The sequence below is a fragment of the Actinokineospora sp. NPDC051303 genome (assembly GCF_055586285.1).
Genome location: NZ_JBVJIN010000008.1, coordinates 66,900 through 81,029 on the forward strand (window position 1 = coordinate 66,900; position 14,130 = coordinate 81,029).

At 71.3% G+C, this 14,130-nt stretch carries 13 protein-coding genes and 1 pseudogene; 10 read left to right on the forward strand and 4 right to left on the reverse strand.

The genetic code is table 11. From position 1 onward, the window contains the following. Nucleotides 1-38 precede the first annotated feature (38 nt). The gene (locus tag ACZ6SD_RS08605; protein WP_465316404.1) at nt 39-767 is read right to left on the reverse strand and encodes an amino acid ABC transporter ATP-binding protein; all 729 of its coding nucleotides are present in this window, start codon (nt 765-767) and stop codon (nt 39-41) included. Between the two features lie 185 nt (nt 768-952). Between ACZ6SD_RS08605 and ACZ6SD_RS08610 the strand changes: the two genes are divergently transcribed. Together ACZ6SD_RS08610 and ACZ6SD_RS08615 are read left to right on the forward strand one after the other, a co-directional pair. Next, nucleotides 953-1,627: a response regulator transcription factor gene (locus tag ACZ6SD_RS08610; RefSeq protein WP_465316295.1), complete on the forward strand. Its 675-nt coding sequence runs from the start codon at nt 953-955 to the stop codon at nt 1,625-1,627. Between the two features lie 24 nt (nt 1,628-1,651). After that, nucleotides 1,652-3,052 (forward strand): sensor histidine kinase, encoded by a 1,401-nt coding sequence (locus ACZ6SD_RS08615; protein ID WP_465316296.1) that lies wholly within the window; start codon nt 1,652-1,654, stop codon nt 3,050-3,052. Here the strand turns inward: ACZ6SD_RS08615 and ACZ6SD_RS08620 are convergent. Beyond that, a complete protein-coding gene (locus tag ACZ6SD_RS08620) occupies nt 3,049-3,996 on the reverse strand; it encodes a TAXI family TRAP transporter solute-binding subunit (RefSeq protein WP_465316297.1) in 948 nt (315 codons plus the stop codon). The genes ACZ6SD_RS08615 and ACZ6SD_RS08620 overlap by 4 nt on opposite strands. A 122-nt stretch (nt 3,997-4,118) precedes the next feature. Between ACZ6SD_RS08620 and miaB the strand changes: the two genes are divergently transcribed. Together miaB and ACZ6SD_RS08630 are read left to right on the forward strand one after the other, a co-directional pair. Beyond that, the gene (miaB, locus tag ACZ6SD_RS08625; protein ID WP_465316298.1) at nt 4,119-5,591 is read left to right on the forward strand and encodes a tRNA (N6-isopentenyl adenosine(37)-C2)-methylthiotransferase MiaB; all 1,473 of its coding nucleotides are present in this window, start codon (nt 4,119-4,121) and stop codon (nt 5,589-5,591) included. Beyond that, the gene (locus tag ACZ6SD_RS08630) at nt 5,588-6,067 is read left to right on the forward strand and encodes an Rv2732c family membrane protein (protein WP_465316299.1); all 480 of its coding nucleotides are present in this window, start codon (nt 5,588-5,590) and stop codon (nt 6,065-6,067) included. The genes miaB and ACZ6SD_RS08630 overlap by 4 nt, the downstream gene beginning before the upstream one ends. Nucleotides 6,068-6,255: 188 nt before the next feature. Here ACZ6SD_RS08630 and ACZ6SD_RS08635 read toward each other — a convergent pair. Continuing rightward, nucleotides 6,256-6,384 (reverse strand): annotated as a pseudogene (locus ACZ6SD_RS08635) (GNAT family N-acetyltransferase); the annotation flags it as partial. Between ACZ6SD_RS08635 and ACZ6SD_RS08640 the strand changes: the two are divergent. Next, on the forward strand, nt 6,325-6,801 hold the full coding sequence (locus ACZ6SD_RS08640; RefSeq protein WP_465316300.1) for a hypothetical protein: 477 nt from the start codon (nt 6,325-6,327) through the stop codon (nt 6,799-6,801). The pseudogene ACZ6SD_RS08635 and the gene ACZ6SD_RS08640 sit on opposite strands and share 60 nt — an antisense overlap. 427 nt (nt 6,802-7,228) lie before the next feature. Here ACZ6SD_RS08640 and ACZ6SD_RS08645 read toward each other — a convergent pair whose 3' ends face one another. Further along, a complete protein-coding gene (locus ACZ6SD_RS08645) occupies nt 7,229-8,800 on the reverse strand; it encodes a DUF349 domain-containing protein (protein ID WP_465316301.1) in 1,572 nt (523 codons plus the stop codon). 234 nt (nt 8,801-9,034) lie between these two features. Here ACZ6SD_RS08645 and ACZ6SD_RS08650 point away from each other — a divergent pair, with 234 nt between their 5' ends. From ACZ6SD_RS08650 to hflX, 5 genes are all read left to right on the forward strand, one after another. Continuing rightward, nucleotides 9,035-9,760, forward strand: coding sequence for a class III extradiol ring-cleavage dioxygenase family protein (locus ACZ6SD_RS08650; RefSeq protein WP_465316302.1), 726 nt, complete (start codon nt 9,035-9,037; stop codon nt 9,758-9,760). Beyond that, a complete protein-coding gene (miaA, locus tag ACZ6SD_RS08655; protein WP_465316303.1) occupies nt 9,757-10,659 on the forward strand; it encodes a tRNA (adenosine(37)-N6)-dimethylallyltransferase MiaA in 903 nt (300 codons plus the stop codon). Before ACZ6SD_RS08650 ends, miaA begins: the two co-directional genes overlap by 4 nt. A gap of 263 nt (nt 10,660-10,922) precedes the next feature. After that, entirely contained in the window at nt 10,923-11,759 is an 837-nt protein-coding gene (gene dapF, locus ACZ6SD_RS08660) for a diaminopimelate epimerase (protein ID WP_465316304.1), read from the forward strand. Nucleotides 11,760-12,049: 290 nt separating this feature from the next. Continuing rightward, nucleotides 12,050-12,565 (forward strand): ArsR/SmtB family transcription factor, encoded by a 516-nt coding sequence (locus tag ACZ6SD_RS08665; RefSeq protein ID WP_465316305.1) that lies wholly within the window; start codon nt 12,050-12,052, stop codon nt 12,563-12,565. Nucleotides 12,566-12,702: 137 nt separating this feature from the next. Then, nucleotides 12,703-14,115: a GTPase HflX gene (gene hflX / locus ACZ6SD_RS08670; protein ID WP_465316405.1), complete on the forward strand. Its 1,413-nt coding sequence runs from the start codon at nt 12,703-12,705 to the stop codon at nt 14,113-14,115. The last annotated feature ends 15 nt before the right edge of the window (nt 14,116-14,130 follow it).

Sequence of the window (14,130 nt, forward strand, 5' to 3'; positions counted from 1 at the left end):
GCGGTTCAGCCGATCTGGTGTTTCCGATCTGATGTTTCTCAGTGCGTCAGGATCTTGCCAAGGAAGTCCTTCGCCCGCCCGGACTTGGGCGCGGTGAAGAACTCGTCCGGGGTGCTGTCCTCGACTATCTCGCCGTCGGACATGAAGACGACCCGGTTCGCGGCCCTGCGGGCGAAGCCCATCTCGTGGGTGACGACCAGCATGGTCATGCCCTCGCTGGCGAGGGTGGTCATGACGTCGAGGACCTCCTGGACCATCTCCGGGTCCAGCGCCGAGGTGGGCTCGTCGAACAGCATCACCTTGGGCCGCATGGCCAGCGCGCGGGCGATCGCGGCGCGCTGCTGCTGGCCGCCGGAGAGCTGCGCCGGGTACTTGTCCGCCTGGTTGGCGATGCCGACGCGCTCCAGCAGTTCCATCGCGGTCTTGCGCGCCTCCGCCACCGGCTGCTTGCGCACCTTCACCGGGGCCAGCAGCACGTTTTCCGCGATCGTCTTGTGCGCGAACAGGTTGAACGACTGGAAAACCATGCCGACCTCGGCGCGCAGCCGGGCCAGCTCCTTGCCCTCGGCGGGCAGCGGCTTCCCGTCGATCTCGATGACGCCGGAGTCGATCGGCTCCAGGCGGTTGATCGCCCGGCACAGCGTGGACTTGCCCGACCCCGACGGGCCGAGAACGACGACGACCTGCCCCTTCGGGACCTCAAGGTTGACATCCTTGAGGACGTGCAACTGGCCGAAGTACTTGTCCACCGCCTCCATCCGGATCATCGGCGGAGCGGTGTCAGAGGCGGTCATCGGGTCCTCCACGAGCGCTTGCGTCACAGGTTGGCGGCGATTCGGCTGGCACGCGATGGCGGAAACCTACTCCGGCTCACGCCGATGTCCATGCCGCTTGAGCAACACTTAGGGTCTCAACTCTGTCACACAGGCGCAGGTGAAGCGGAGGGACACGCGTGCGAGTGCTGCTCGTGGAAGACGACGACCGGGTCGCCGACGCGCTGACCCCGGCTCTGGTGCGCCGCGGTCTGGTCGTCAAACGGCTCGCCGGTGGCGCGGGCGTGCTCGACCTGGTCTCCGAGGTCGACGTGGTGCTGCTCGACCTCGGGTTGCCCGACGTGGACGGGATCGTCCTGTGTCGACAGATCCGGGCCGCCAGCGACGTCGCGGTCATCGTGGTCTCGGCGCGCGGGGAGGTGGACGACCGGATTCTGGGTCTGCGCGCGGGCGCGGACGACTACCTGGTGAAGCCGTACGACGTGGACGAGCTGGTGGCGCGCGTGCACGCGGTGCGCCGCCGCCGCGCGGACCGCGGCGGGCCGACCGGGGTGGCCGAGTTGGGCGGCGTGCGGGTCGACTTCGACCGGTACGAGGTCACTGTGGACGGTGCGCCGGTCGCGCTGTCGCGCAAGGAGTTCCAGGTGTTCGCGTTGATCGTCGGCGCGCGGGGGTCGGTGTGCGCGCGGGAGCAGATCCTCGCCGAGGTCTGGGGACGCGCCGGCGCGGCGGAGAACCGGTCGCTCGACGTTCACGTGGCCACGCTGCGCACCAAACTCGGCAGGCCCGCGCTCATCGAGACCGTGCGCGGGGTCGGCTACCGCTTGTCGGGGCAACCAGGCAGACTCGGCTGAGGGGCGGCACCGGGGGAGGGCGGCATGCGGGCACGGCTGTTGGGGATGGTCTGGTTCCTCGTCGCGCTGCTCGTGTTCGGCCTCGGCGTCCCGCTGGCGCTGTCGGTCGCGGGCACCGAGCAGCAGCGGCTGTTCCTCGACCGGCTCACCGACATGACCCGGTTCGCCTCCCTGGCGCAGCGCCCGCTGATCGACGGGCTGCCCGAGTCGCTGCGCGAGGAGTTGCGGGCCTACACGAGCCTCTATGGCGTGGACGTGCTGATCGTTGACCAAGAGCGGGTCCCTGCGGTGGGGTCGAGCCGCGCGGGCGAGCCAGCGGCGATCGACCTGAACCGCGAGGACGTCAGCGACCGGGTGCAGGCCGCCCTCGCCGGGCGCCGCCCCGAGCCGGGGCCGCTGCTGCTGCCCTGGAACGACCGCCCGCTGGTGCTCGCGGGTCCGGTGCTGGTCGACGGCGAGGTGCGGGGCGCGGTGGTGACCGTCTCGCCCACCGACCGCAGCCGCACCCGGATCCTGTGGTGGTGGCTGCTCATCGGCGCGGGCGGGGTGCTGGCGTTCGCGCTGGCGCTGATGCTGGCCGTGCCGGTGATCCAGTGGATTCTGCGCCCGGTGCGCAGGCTGGACGAGGCGACCGGCGCGCTCGTCACCGCCGTCGTCAGCGGCCGCGACGCCGAACCGGTCGGCGAGGAACGCGGGCCGCCGGAACTGCGCAAGCTCAGCCGCTCGTTCGACCGGATGGCCGCCAGCGTCGGCGACACCCTCGCCGCGCAGCGCGCCTTCGTCGCCGACGCGTCCCACCAGCTGCGCAACCCGCTGACCGCGCTCAAGCTCCGCCTGGTCAACCTGGAAGGCCACGTCGACAGCGAGGCCGAGGTCCACCGGGTCGCCGCCGCGGCAGAGGCTGACCGGCTCAACCGCATCCTGGACGAGCTGCTGTCCATGGCCCGCGCGGAGAACACGGGCGGCGACCTGGTCCCCATCGACGTGGACGACGTGGTCGCCGAACGCGTCACCGACTGGCGCGTGGTGGCCGACTCGCGGGAGATAGCGCTGAGCACCATCGGCGGCGCGGGTGAGACAAAGGCGCTCGTGCCCGCGCGTGGCCTGGACGGCATCCTCGACGCGCTGCTGGACAACGCCCTCAAGTTCACCGGCCGGGGCAGCGCCGTCGAGGTCTCGGTCTCGGCCGAGGACAAGCGGGTGCGGCTCTCGGTCCGCGATCACGGGCCGGGGCTGCGCGCGGACGAGCTGGAACGGGCCACCGACCGGTTCTGGCGCAGCCCCACCCACCAGAACGTCCCCGGCTCCGGCCTGGGCCTGGCCATCGTGAGCCGAATCGTGGCACGCGCGGGCGGCGACCTGCGGCTGGACCTGCCCGAGGGCGGCGGCCTACGCGTCACGGTAGAACTGCCTGCGGCTTCTTAGATCTTGTGGTCCTGGTAGTAGCGGGCCGCTCCTGGATGCAAGAGCACAGGGTCCGTCTCGATCGCGGAATGGACGTCGATCGATAGCGCTGCCGGGTTGGTCTTGGCCAACTCGGGGCGCGCGTCGAAGAGGCCCTGGACAAGCGCGTAAGCCAAGTCGTCGGACATCTTGTCGGTGACGAGCAGGAAGTTCGGCACAGCCAGCGTGTTCACCGGGCCGCCGGGAAGGCGGTAGGTGGACGCGGGAATGGACGCGGAGTTGTAGACCGGGTAGCGGCTGCGCAGCGGCGGCAGGTCGTCGGCCAGGTCGAGCAGCCGGATCGGCAGCACGTCGGCCAGATCGGTGATCCCCCGGGTCGGGAGGCCGCCGGACCAGAAGAACGCGTCGATCTTCGCCAGCTTGAACGCCTCGATCGACGCGGTGAGCCCCAGGTGCTCCAAGGTCAGCGTGCCCGGCTCCGACAGCCCGCTGATGGCGAGCACGCGCTTGGCGATGAACGCGACCCCAGACTCCGGCGACCCGATGCCCACCCGCATCCCGCGCAGATCGGCCAGGTTCCGGATCGGGCCGTCGCGGCGCACGACGACGTGCAGGTAGTCGTCGTAGATACGGGCGAGCGCGCGGGGCTGGCGCTCTCCGTTCGTCGGCTGCGCGGCCACGTCGGCCGCGCTGAACGCGATATCCGCGTCCCCGGTAAGCAGCTTGTTGACGTTGTCCGGCGAGCCGCCGGTCTCCAGCACCTCCGGCCGGTCGATGGCCAACTGCTCCTGCCACTTCGTGGCCAGCGACTGCGAGAGGTTGTTGTAGACGCCCGAGGCGACCCCGGCGGCGATGCGCAGCCGCACGCCTTCGAACTGGCTGTCGCAGCCCGTCAGCAGCCCGCTCACGGCGAGCAGCGCGAGCAGCACTCCGCCGAGCCGGTCGAACCGTCGGGTGCGCGCCATTCGCTGATGGTGCCAGACCACGGGGGACCGATTCAGGGGAAAACGATCGTTGGATGGTCACCGATGGGTATCGGGACTCCCCGCCGTGGGCGGGCGGGCCCGGCGTACCCTCGGTAACCGAGATGAGCGCGCGCACCTACCAAGTCCGCACCTACGGGTGCCAGATGAACGTCCACGACTCCGAGCGGCTGTCCGGCCTGCTGGAAGACGCGGGCTACGTCGCCGCGCCCTCGGGCGAGCAGGCCGACGTCGTCGTGTTCAACACCTGCGCCGTGCGGGAGAACGCGGACAACAAGCTCTACGGCAACCTGGGCCACCTCGCGCCTGCCAAGACCGCCAACCCGGACATGCAGATCGCCGTCGGCGGCTGCCTCGCGCAGAAGGACCGCGGCGAGATCGTCAAGCGCGCTCCCTGGGTCGACGTGGTCTTCGGCACGCACAACATCGGCTCGCTGCCCGCGCTGCTCGACCGCGCCCGGCACAACCGGCGCGCCGAGGTGGAGATCCTGGAGTCGCTGGAGGTCTTCCCCTCCACGCTGCCCGCCCGGCGCGACTCGGCGCACTCGGGCTGGGTGTCGATCTCGGTGGGCTGCAACAACACCTGCACGTTCTGCATCGTCCCCGCGCTGCGCGGCAAGGAGAAGGACCGCCGCCCCGGCGACGTGCTCGCCGAGGTCGCCGCGCTGGCCGCCGAGGGCGTGCTGGAGGTGACCCTGCTCGGCCAGAACGTCAACTCCTACGGCGTCGAGTTCGGCGACCGCTACGCCTTCGGCAAGCTGCTGCGCGCCTGCGGCGACATCGAGGGCCTGGAGCGGGTCCGGTTCACCTCCCCGCACCCCAAGGACTTCACCGACGACGTCATCGCCGCCATGGCCGAGACGCCCAACGTGTGCCACCAGCTGCACATGCCGTTGCAGTCGGGGTCCGACCGGCTGCTCAAGGAAATGCGCCGCTCGTACCGGTCCGCGCGGTACCTGTCGATCATCGACAGCGTGCGGGCCGCCATGCCCGACGCGGCGATCACCACCGACATCATCGTCGGCTTCCCCGGCGAGACCGAGGACGACTTCCAGGCCACCCTCGACGTCGTGCGGCAGGCCCGCTTCACCGGCGCGTTCACCTTCCAGTACTCCAAGCGCCCGGGCACCCCGGCGGCGGCCATGGACGGCCAGCTGCCCAAGGAGGTCGTCCAGGAGCGCTACGACCGGCTCGTGGAGCTGCAGAACAGCATCGCCTGGGAGCTGAACAAGGAGCAGGTCGGCCGCACCGTCGAGGTCGTCGTGGCCACCGGCGAGGGCCGCAAGGACGCCGACACCCACCGGATGAGCGGCCGCGCCCGCGACAACCGACTCGTCCACTTCGCCCCCGGCGACAACGACATCCGCCCCGGCGACGTGGTCGAAACGGTCGTCACCTACGCCGCCCCGCACCACCTGGTCGCCGACGGCCCCGTCCGCACCCACCGCCGCACCCGCGCGGGCGACCACTTCGCCGCGGGCATCCGCCCCAAGACCCCGGGCATCGGCCTCGGCCTGCCCGCCTTCGGCGCCCCACCCCCGCTGCCCGCCCCAACCGGAGGATGTGCGGTCGGATGAGCGACCCCGACGACAACCTCGCCATCCTCCGCGACGAGATCGACGCCGTCGAACGCGCCACCTCCCGCAAAGTGGAACTGGGCGGCCGGGCGGTGGTCCTGGCGGTCGCGGTGTTCGCCCTGATCGTGGGCTACCTGCTGCCCTGGATGGGCAGCGCCGCAGGTTGGCAGGTCCTCCTCGGCGCGGGCGAAGCCGCCGGAAAAGCGGGCGCGGTCCCCCGCCTGTTCGCCGCGACCGCCCTGCTGTTCGGCATCGCGGCCTCCACCCTCACCATCCTCACCCGCCGCTGGGCACTGGCCTGGATCTCCGCCCTGGGCGGCTGGTTCGCCACCGTCGACGGTCTGCTGGCCATCTGGTCCCGACAGTCCTCGGCAGGGTTGACCTCCCCGGGCCCCGGGATCGGCATGGTCCTGTCCGAGATCGCCATGGTCGTCCTAGCGGTCCTCTGGTTCCGCACAGCCTGGTCCCGCACCTGACCCATTCGGTGCCCTGGGCCTCCGGCTTGGTTCCGAATCTTTGCGGTAACGGACGTACTCGTTCTGCCGCCGGAACCCCACACTCTCGTATAGATCGTAGGACCGGTGCGGATTGCCGTGCCCGTGAACAGCCGCGCAGTCGTCGCACCCTGCTCGCGAAGGCTTCGCACCCCACCCAGCAGCAGGACCCGGCCGATTCCTAGGCGTCGTTGGTCCGTCCGGACACTCAACTCTTCGACCTCGCCCACAGTGTGGTGGTGACTGCGGATGGAGCAGAGGGCGACGCCGACCATGTCCTGCTCGTTCCATGCCGCTATCCAGCATGCCGGGTCAGCGGTGTCGGCGAAGTCCTGGAAAGTCCATTTTTGAGTGAAACTGGTATCCGCATACGAATCGGCGACCGTCCTCCAGGCGGCACGGTAGTGGCTTGCCTCGATCGGCCCCGTCCGTATCCCGGCCGGTGGTTCGCTGCTCGGCTCGGGCAACTGCTGGAGATCGCCCAGCTTCAGCTCGACCAGGCTGAAGACACGTCGGTAGTCGGCTGCGAGCAGGAGCGCCGTGGCATCCTGTTCGGAGGCCATGGCGTTCGCGCCGAGCACTGCCGTGCGGGCCGTTCCATGCTGTTTGACGAGCTGGCGGATCCGCTCTTCGGCCCAGCTCAGCAAACCCGAAGCCCACCGGAAGGACTTGTCCTTGCGCGTCACCCGACATGGTCGGATGATCTCGATCTTTGAGTAAGGTCCGCCACGCTATTCATGCCGCGGTCATCCGTGGCCGTTCAACGAGCCTGCCGCGTTCGAAGCCAGCATCCGCCGCGCACCCTCCCGGACGATCTCGTTGATCAAGCAGGAGCCGCTGGTCGTGCCTCATCGTTCACCGCGCCGAGCACGCACGTGCCTTCCCGACCGGTCGGTCTTGTCCGGTGACCTCATCGATCAATCACCCGGGAAGGCACGTCCTCCCGAGGCGATCCACAGGTCATGAGCATTGCACCCTCCCGGGAGAGTGGGGGGTGTGACGCGCGCGAGGGCGCGCTGACGCTTCGACGTGGTGGGTGCGGTTTGTGGGCGGGGTTGCCACGAGCTGATGGAGGTTATGACGTCACCGGACACGGCTGAGGCCACCTTCCCTGGGGAAGGTGGCCTCAGTGGAACCGGGTGGTCAGCGCGAGGCGACCGCCTGCTCGGCGGCGGCCAGCCACTCGCGCCACTGGGCGGCTTGGGCTTCGGCCTGTTCGGCGCGGCGCTTGTCGCCAGCGGCGCGGGCCTTGGCCGCTTGAGCCTCGAACTGGGCGACGCGCTCGCGGAACTGCGCGGCGCGGGCCTCGGCCTCGGGGTCGGTGCGGCGCCACTGGGCGTCGGCGGCGGTGCGGACCTTCTCCTCCACCGCGCGCAACCGGCCCTCAAGCTCGCGGATGCGCTCCCGCGGGACCTTGCCGATCTCTTCCCAGCGCTCCTGAATCCGGTGCAGGTGCGCTCGCGCGGCGTCCAGATCGCCCTGGGGGTTGATCTTCTCGGCCTCGGCGAGCAATTCTTCCTTCTTCTTCGCGTTCTCGGCGAACTCGGCGTCGCGCTCGTCGAACACCGCGGAGCGGCGGCTGAAGAACGCGTCCTGCGCGGCCCGGAACCGCTGCCACAGGGTGTCGTCGGCGTCCTTGGGCGCGCGCCCGGCCGACTTCCACTCCAGCATCAGCTCCTTGTAGCGGGCCGCGGTGGGACCCCAGTCGTCGGACTCGGAAAGCCGCTCGGCCTCCTCGACCAACTCCTGCTTGCGGCTCTTGGCCGTGGCCCGCTGCCGGTCCAGGTCCGCGAAGTGCGACCCACGCCTGCGGTTGAACGTGTCCCGCGCCTTGGAGAACCGCCGCCACAGCTGCTCGTCGGTCTTGCGGTCGACACCCTTGATCGTCTTCCACTCGTCCAGGATCGCGCGCAGCCGGTCACCGGCGACCTTCCACTGCGTCGACTCCTCGGCCAGCTTTTCCGCCTCATCGACCAGCTGCTGCTTGCGCGCCACCGACCCGGCCCTGGCCTCCTCGCGCGCGTGCTTGGCCTTGTCGAGCGCCACCGCGGCGTGCGCGAGCACGTAGTCGATGCGCGCCTCCAGCGCGGCCAGGTCGCCCACCACGTTGGCCTCGGCGAGGCTGTCCTTGATGTGCTTGGCGTTGGTCGCCGCCTGCTTGGGGTCGCCGGAGCCCGAGGTCAGCCGCGCCTCCAGCAGCTCGACCTCGGTGCGGATGTCGTCAAACCGGCGCGCGAAGTGGGCCAGTCCCTCGGCGGGCTCGCCTGCCTGCCACGACCCGACGACCCGCTCACCGTCGGCGGTCCGCACGTAGACCGCGCCATCGGCGTCGACCCGACCCCACCGGCCCGGGTCCGACAGCGCCACCGCCACCGGCGGCGGCGCCCCCTCCGGCGCGGCGGCGGGCGGCGCGACCGCGGCCGGGCTCACCGCGGCCGGACCGGGCGGCGGGACGCTCACCCGCGCGGTGTCCGCGGGCGTCGCGTCGGGAATGGCCGCCGGGCCCGCGTCATCACCCGATCCGATGGTGGGACTGTCGGTCGCGAGCGCCTCACCAGGCGACGGGGCGGCAGGCGCGGTGTCCGCCGCCAGGGTCTCGGTCGCCGCCGCGTCGGTGCGAGAGCGTGGCGCTTCGGCCTGGTCCACGGCGGGCTCAGCCACGCCGTCGCCGCTGTGCTCCGTCACTGCCTTGGCGCTCTCGTCCTTGTCCGTCATGGCCGGCTCCTCCTGCCTGCATGCCCGCGTCACCACGGGCGCCCCGCTCGCGCGGGGCCCAGCACTGTGCGTACAGCCCTCGGGCCGTGCGGCTTCTGGTACCCGCGCGCATTCAAACAGGTCAGAAGCCGCCTCGGTACTCCGAGGGCCGCGATGGTCATCATGGTGCCGTAAATAGCGCCATCCGTGGGTCGGGAAAACCAAGATTGTTCGACGGACAGTAATCTCGGCCCGGTGATCTCCCGTGTCGCGGTGCTGCCACACCCACCGCTGCTGGTGCCGGAACTCGTGGGCGGCGACGACCCGGATGCCGCCGAGGTGCGCGCCGCGTGCCTGGCCGCGGCGGCCTCGCTGACCGCGAGCGCCGACCACTGGTTCGTGGTCGGCGCGGGCGAGCGGGACGCCCTGATCGAGCCGCCCGCGGCGGGCACCTTCCTCGGCTTCGGCGTCGACGTGCGGGTGACCCTCGGCCCCGACACCGACACCGCCGCGGATCCGGCGCTGCCGCTGCCCGCGCTCGTCGCCGGGTGGCTGCGCGGCCGGACGGCCGCCCGGCACGCGACAGTCCATGTCGTCCCGGCGGACCTGCCGCAGCCGGACTGCGCCGCTCTGGGCGGGCGTATCGCGGCCGAGTTGGCGGGCGAAGCCCCTGTCGGCCTGCTCGTGCTCGGCGACGGCTCGCACCGGCACGGCGAGCGCTCGGTCGGCAGGCCCGACGACCGCGCCGCCGCGTTCGACGGCCGGGTCGCCGAAGCGCTGGCCGCCGCCGACCTCGACGGACTGCTCGGCCTCGACGCGCGACTCGCGGCCGAACTCGGCGCGGCGGGCCGCGCGCCGTGGCAGGTGCTGGCGGGAGCCGTCCGCGCGGACGGCCGCCGGTGGCGCTGCGCGGGGGCGCGGCTGCTCGTGCCGTTCGGCGTGGCGTACCACGTCGCCGAGTGGGAACCGGCGCCCGCGTGAGCCGCCCGGTCGCCGTGGTCGGGCCGACCGCCACCGGCAAATCCGACCTCGGCGTCGCCCTGGCCGAGCGGCTCGGCGGCGAGGTGGTCAACGCCGACGCCATGCAGCTCTACCGGGGGATGGACATCGGCACCGCGAAGATCACGGAGGCCGAGCGGCGCGGCGTGCCGCACCACCTGCTCGACGTCCTGGACGTCCGCGACACCGCCTCGGTCGCCGCCTACCAGCGGCACGCGCGCCAGGTCATCGAAGACCTCATCGCCCGAGGCCGGACGCCGGTCCTCGTCGGCGGATCGGGACTGTACGTCCAGGCCGTCGTGGACGAACTGGAGTTCCCCGGCACCGACCCGGCCGTGCGCGCCCGCTTGGAGGCCGAACTGGCCGAGGTCGGCGCGGGCCCGCTGCACGAGCGCCTGGCCAGGCTGGACCCGGTGGCCGCCGAGTCGGTCCTGGTCGGCAATGGCCGCCGCATCGTGCGGGCACTGGAGGTCATCGAGCTGACCGGCAGGCCGTTCTCGGCGACCATGCCCCGGCCCGGCCCGGCCCGCTACGGGATGACGCTGATCGGCCTCGACCGCGACCCCGCCGAGCTGGACGCCCGGGTCGACCTCCGGGTGGAGCGCATGTTCGCGGCAGGTCTGGTGGACGAGGTCCGGGTCCTGGCCGACCAGGGCCTGCGCGAGGGCCGGACCGCTTCCCGGGCGCTGGGCTACCAGCAGGTGCTCGCCGCCCTCGACGGCGACCACGACTTCGCCGCGGCCGCCGCCGAGACCGCCCGCGCCACCCGCCGCTTCGTCCGCAGGCAGCGCTCCTGGTTCCGCCGCGACCGCCGCGTGACCTGGCTCGACGCGGCCCGCGAGGATGTGGTCGACGCGGCTCTCGCTCTCGCTGGCTCGTAGGGCCTGCCCTCAAAGCCGGAGCAAGGCGGCGCGCTTCGACCGGGTGCCGCGCTGGGGCCGGAAGCAGGCGTTGGTGTTCGCGAGGTGCGACGCCGAATTGCCTTGTCCTCCGCACGGCATGGTCACCTGGCGCGCTGAGACCCCACCCCGGTCGGAGGGCACCCCGCCGGCCAGGCGCTCTCGGCGGCGCGCAGGAAGTCAGCCCTGGGGTGCTGGGAACGGCTGCCTGCAGCGTCGGGGCGGAGCGGCCGTAGCCTGGGGTTGTGGCGATCGCGTTTCTCAAGGGGCATGGCACGGAGAACGACTTCGTGGTGCTGCCCGACCCGGACGGTGACCTGGATCTGACCGACGGGCGGGTTCGCGCGCTGTGCGACCGGCGTCGGGGCCTCGGCGCGGACGGGGTGCTGCGGGTCGTGCGGAGCAAAGCGCTGCCCGACGCGCCCGCCGATCTCGACGGCGACGTGTGGTTCATGGACTACCGGAACGCTGACGGCTCCATCGCGGAGATGTGCGGCAACGGGGTCCGGGTCTTCGCCCGGTACCTGTCCGACACCGGATTGGTCGAGGCGACGGAGTTCCCGGTAGGCACCCGAGCCGGGGCGCGGCCCGTCACCGTGCGTCCGGACGGTTCGGTCACCGTGGACATGGGCCAGGTGCGCCGCACCGGCCGTTCCACGGCGACCGTGGCGGGCGCGGTGTTCGACGGCCTCGGCGTGGATGTCGGCAACCCGCACCTGGCCTGCGTCGTGGCCGGGGGATCGATCGACGCCATCGACCTGACCGAGCAGCCCGCCTACGACCCCGCCTTCTTCCCGCACGGCGTCAACATCGAGTTCATCGAACTCGTCGCTCCCGCCGAGATCCGCATGCGCGTCCACGAACGCGGCGTCGGCGAGACCCGCTCCTGCGGCACCGGCACCGTCGCCGCCGTCGCGGGCGCGCTCGACAGCCAGGGCGCGACTACCGGGGAAGCGATCGTCCACATCCCCGGCGGCAGCGTGCACGTCGCCATCGGCCCGGACACCAGCACCTTGACCGGCCCAGCCGTGTTCGTCGCACGCGGCGAACTCGACCAGGACTGGTGGCACGCCCACGCCTGACCGTCGCCGCGACTCACCGCGTTTCGCGAAGATCCACGGCCCCGAACAGGCGACAACCGATCGACGCCCCACAACAGCCTTGGGCGAGCAGCCCGCCACGGTCCCGCACCGGCGCTTCGGGCGGTTGTCCCCCTGTGATTGCCAAGCCGCGGTGCCGAACTGGGCGATCGTGTCGCCCGCCCAGAGCTTGCGGAAGCCGGGATGGGAGAGCAGTGCTGTGGTCACCTTTCGAGGATCACCCAGTGATTGGAATCTGTCAATCAGTTTGTCCACAGGCTTAGGCTGAAGGGGTGAGCGAAGCCCGAGGGGACGGTCGTCCTGCTACCCCGGTGGAGTTGGAGGCGCTGGGATCCGCGATCCGGCTGCGGATCATCCGATTGACGCACCAGAGACCCCTGACCAACAAGGAGATCGCCCAGCGCCTGGGGAAAGACCCCGCGACGACGCTGCATCACGTGCGCAAGCTGGTCGCGGCCGGATTCCTGGTCGCGGAACCGGAACGCCGGGGCAATCGGGGCGCGAAGGAGATCCCGTATCGCTCGACCGGGTTGTCCTGGGGACTGGACTACCGGCGCGGCGAACGGATCGAGTTCGCCGAGGCGATGCTGCAGGCCTACCTGAGCGACGTCTCCGCGGCGGGCCTGTCGAAGGTGAACCAGTCTCGCCTGGTCGTGCAGGTGGACGAGGCGAGCCGGGTGGAGCTGCTCGACCGCATGGGCGCGCTGCTCGACGAGTACGCCCGGCGGCCGCCGCGACCGGATGCCGAGCGCACCGCCATCTACCTCGCGTGGTATCCGGGGGAATAACTGGGTCGAATAGATCGCTGCAACGTGCGACGATGGCAGCACCGGACACCGAAGGGGTGCCGAGTATTTCGCAACGACACGAAGGACGGGTTCACCAGGTGACAGAGGAATACACTCAGCAGGTTTTCCACGGCGCGATGACCGATCCGGCTGAGCTCTCCCTCGGTGAACTTGAGCTGGAAGAGCGGTCGTACCTACGCCGCGTGGCGGGTCTGTCCACTGAACTCCAGGACATCACCGAGGTCGAGTACCGCCAGCTGCGGCTGGAGCGGGTCGTCCTGGTCGGGGTGTGGACCGAGGGAACGGCGCTGGAGTCCGAGGCGTCGCTCACCGAGCTGGCGCGGCTGGCCGAGACGGCGGGCTCCGAGGTCCTGGAGGGCCTCGTGCAGCGGCGGGACCGGCCCGATCCAGCGACCTACATCGGTTCCGGCAAGGTGAACGAGCTGCTGGACATCGTGCGCGCGACCGGCGCCGACACGGTCATCTGCGACGGCGAGCTGTCGCCTTCGCAGTTGCAGCAGCTGGAGGCGCGGCTCAAGGTCAAGGTCATCGACCGGACCGCGCTGATCCTGGACATCTTCGCCCAGCACGCGCGGTCAAGGGAGGGCAAGTCCCAGGTCGAGCTGGCGCAGTTGCAGTACCTGCTGCCCCGCCTGCGCGGTTGGGGCGAGACGCTTTCCCGGCAGGCCGGTGGCCGGGCGGGCGGCGGCAACGGCGGCGTGGGTCTGCGCGGTCCCGGTGAGACCAAGCTGGAGACCGACCGCAGGCGCATCCGCGCGAAGATCTCCAAGCTCCGCAAGGAGATCAAGGCGATGGGCACGGTCCGCGACACCAAGCGCGGCCGCCGGGTGACCAACGCGGTGCCCAGTGTCGCGATCGCTGGCTACACCAACGCCGGGAAGTCGAGCCTGCTCAACGCGCTGACGGGCGCGGGCGTGCTGGTCGAGGACGCGCTGTTCGCGACCTTGGACGCCACCACCCGCCGCAGCGAGACGCTGGAGGGCCACACCTACACCCTCACCGACACGGTCGGGTTCGTCCGGCACCTGCCGCACCAGCTGGTCGAGGCGTTCCGGTCCACCTTGGACGAGGTGGCCGACGCGGACCTGGTGGTGCACGTGGTGGACGGCGCAGATCCGATGCCGGAGTGGCAGGTCACGGCCGTGCGCGAGGTGCTCAACGAGATCGGCCACCGCCGCGACGTGCGGATGCCGCCCGAGCTGGTGGTGGTCAACAAGGTGGACGCGGCGAGCGAGCTCGCGCTGGCCCGGCTACGCCATCTGCTGCCGGGCGCGGTGTTCGTCTCCGCGCACACCGGAGCGGGCATCGAGGCGCTGCGCGAGCGGATCGGGGAGCTGCTGCCCCGGCCCGAGCAGGAGGTCGACGTGCTCGTGCCCTACGCGCGCGGCGAGCTGGTCGCCCGCGTGCACCGCGAGGGCGAGGTCCTGACCGAGGCGCACACCGAGGTGGGCACGCAGATGCGGGCGCGGGTCAACCCCGACCTGGCGGGCGTGCTGGAGGTCTTCGCCGTCAACGGCACCTCCGCCTGATCCGACGACGACGCA

What these genes read in the sequence shown, in the direction of transcription:
- ACZ6SD_RS08605 (WP_465316404.1), bottom strand. Translation starts at nt 767, where the DNA reads ATGATCCGGATGGAGGCGGTGGACAAGTACTTCGGCCAGTTGCACGTC.
- ACZ6SD_RS08615 (WP_465316296.1), top strand. Translation starts at nt 1,652, where the DNA reads ATGCGGGCACGGCTGTTGGGGATGGTCTGGTTCCTCGTCGCGCTGCTC.
- ACZ6SD_RS08620 (WP_465316297.1), bottom strand. Translation starts at nt 3,996, where the DNA reads ATGGCGCGCACCCGACGGTTCGACCGGCTCGGCGGAGTGCTGCTCGCG.
- miaB (WP_465316298.1), top strand. Translation starts at nt 4,119, where the DNA reads ATGAGCGCGCGCACCTACCAAGTCCGCACCTACGGGTGCCAGATGAAC.
- ACZ6SD_RS08630 (WP_465316299.1), top strand. Translation starts at nt 5,588, where the DNA reads ATGAGCGACCCCGACGACAACCTCGCCATCCTCCGCGACGAGATCGAC.
- ACZ6SD_RS08645 (WP_465316301.1), bottom strand. Translation starts at nt 8,800, where the DNA reads ATGACGGACAAGGACGAGAGCGCCAAGGCAGTGACGGAGCACAGCGGC.
- hflX (WP_465316405.1), top strand. Translation starts at nt 12,703, where the DNA reads ATGACCGATCCGGCTGAGCTCTCCCTCGGTGAACTTGAGCTGGAAGAG.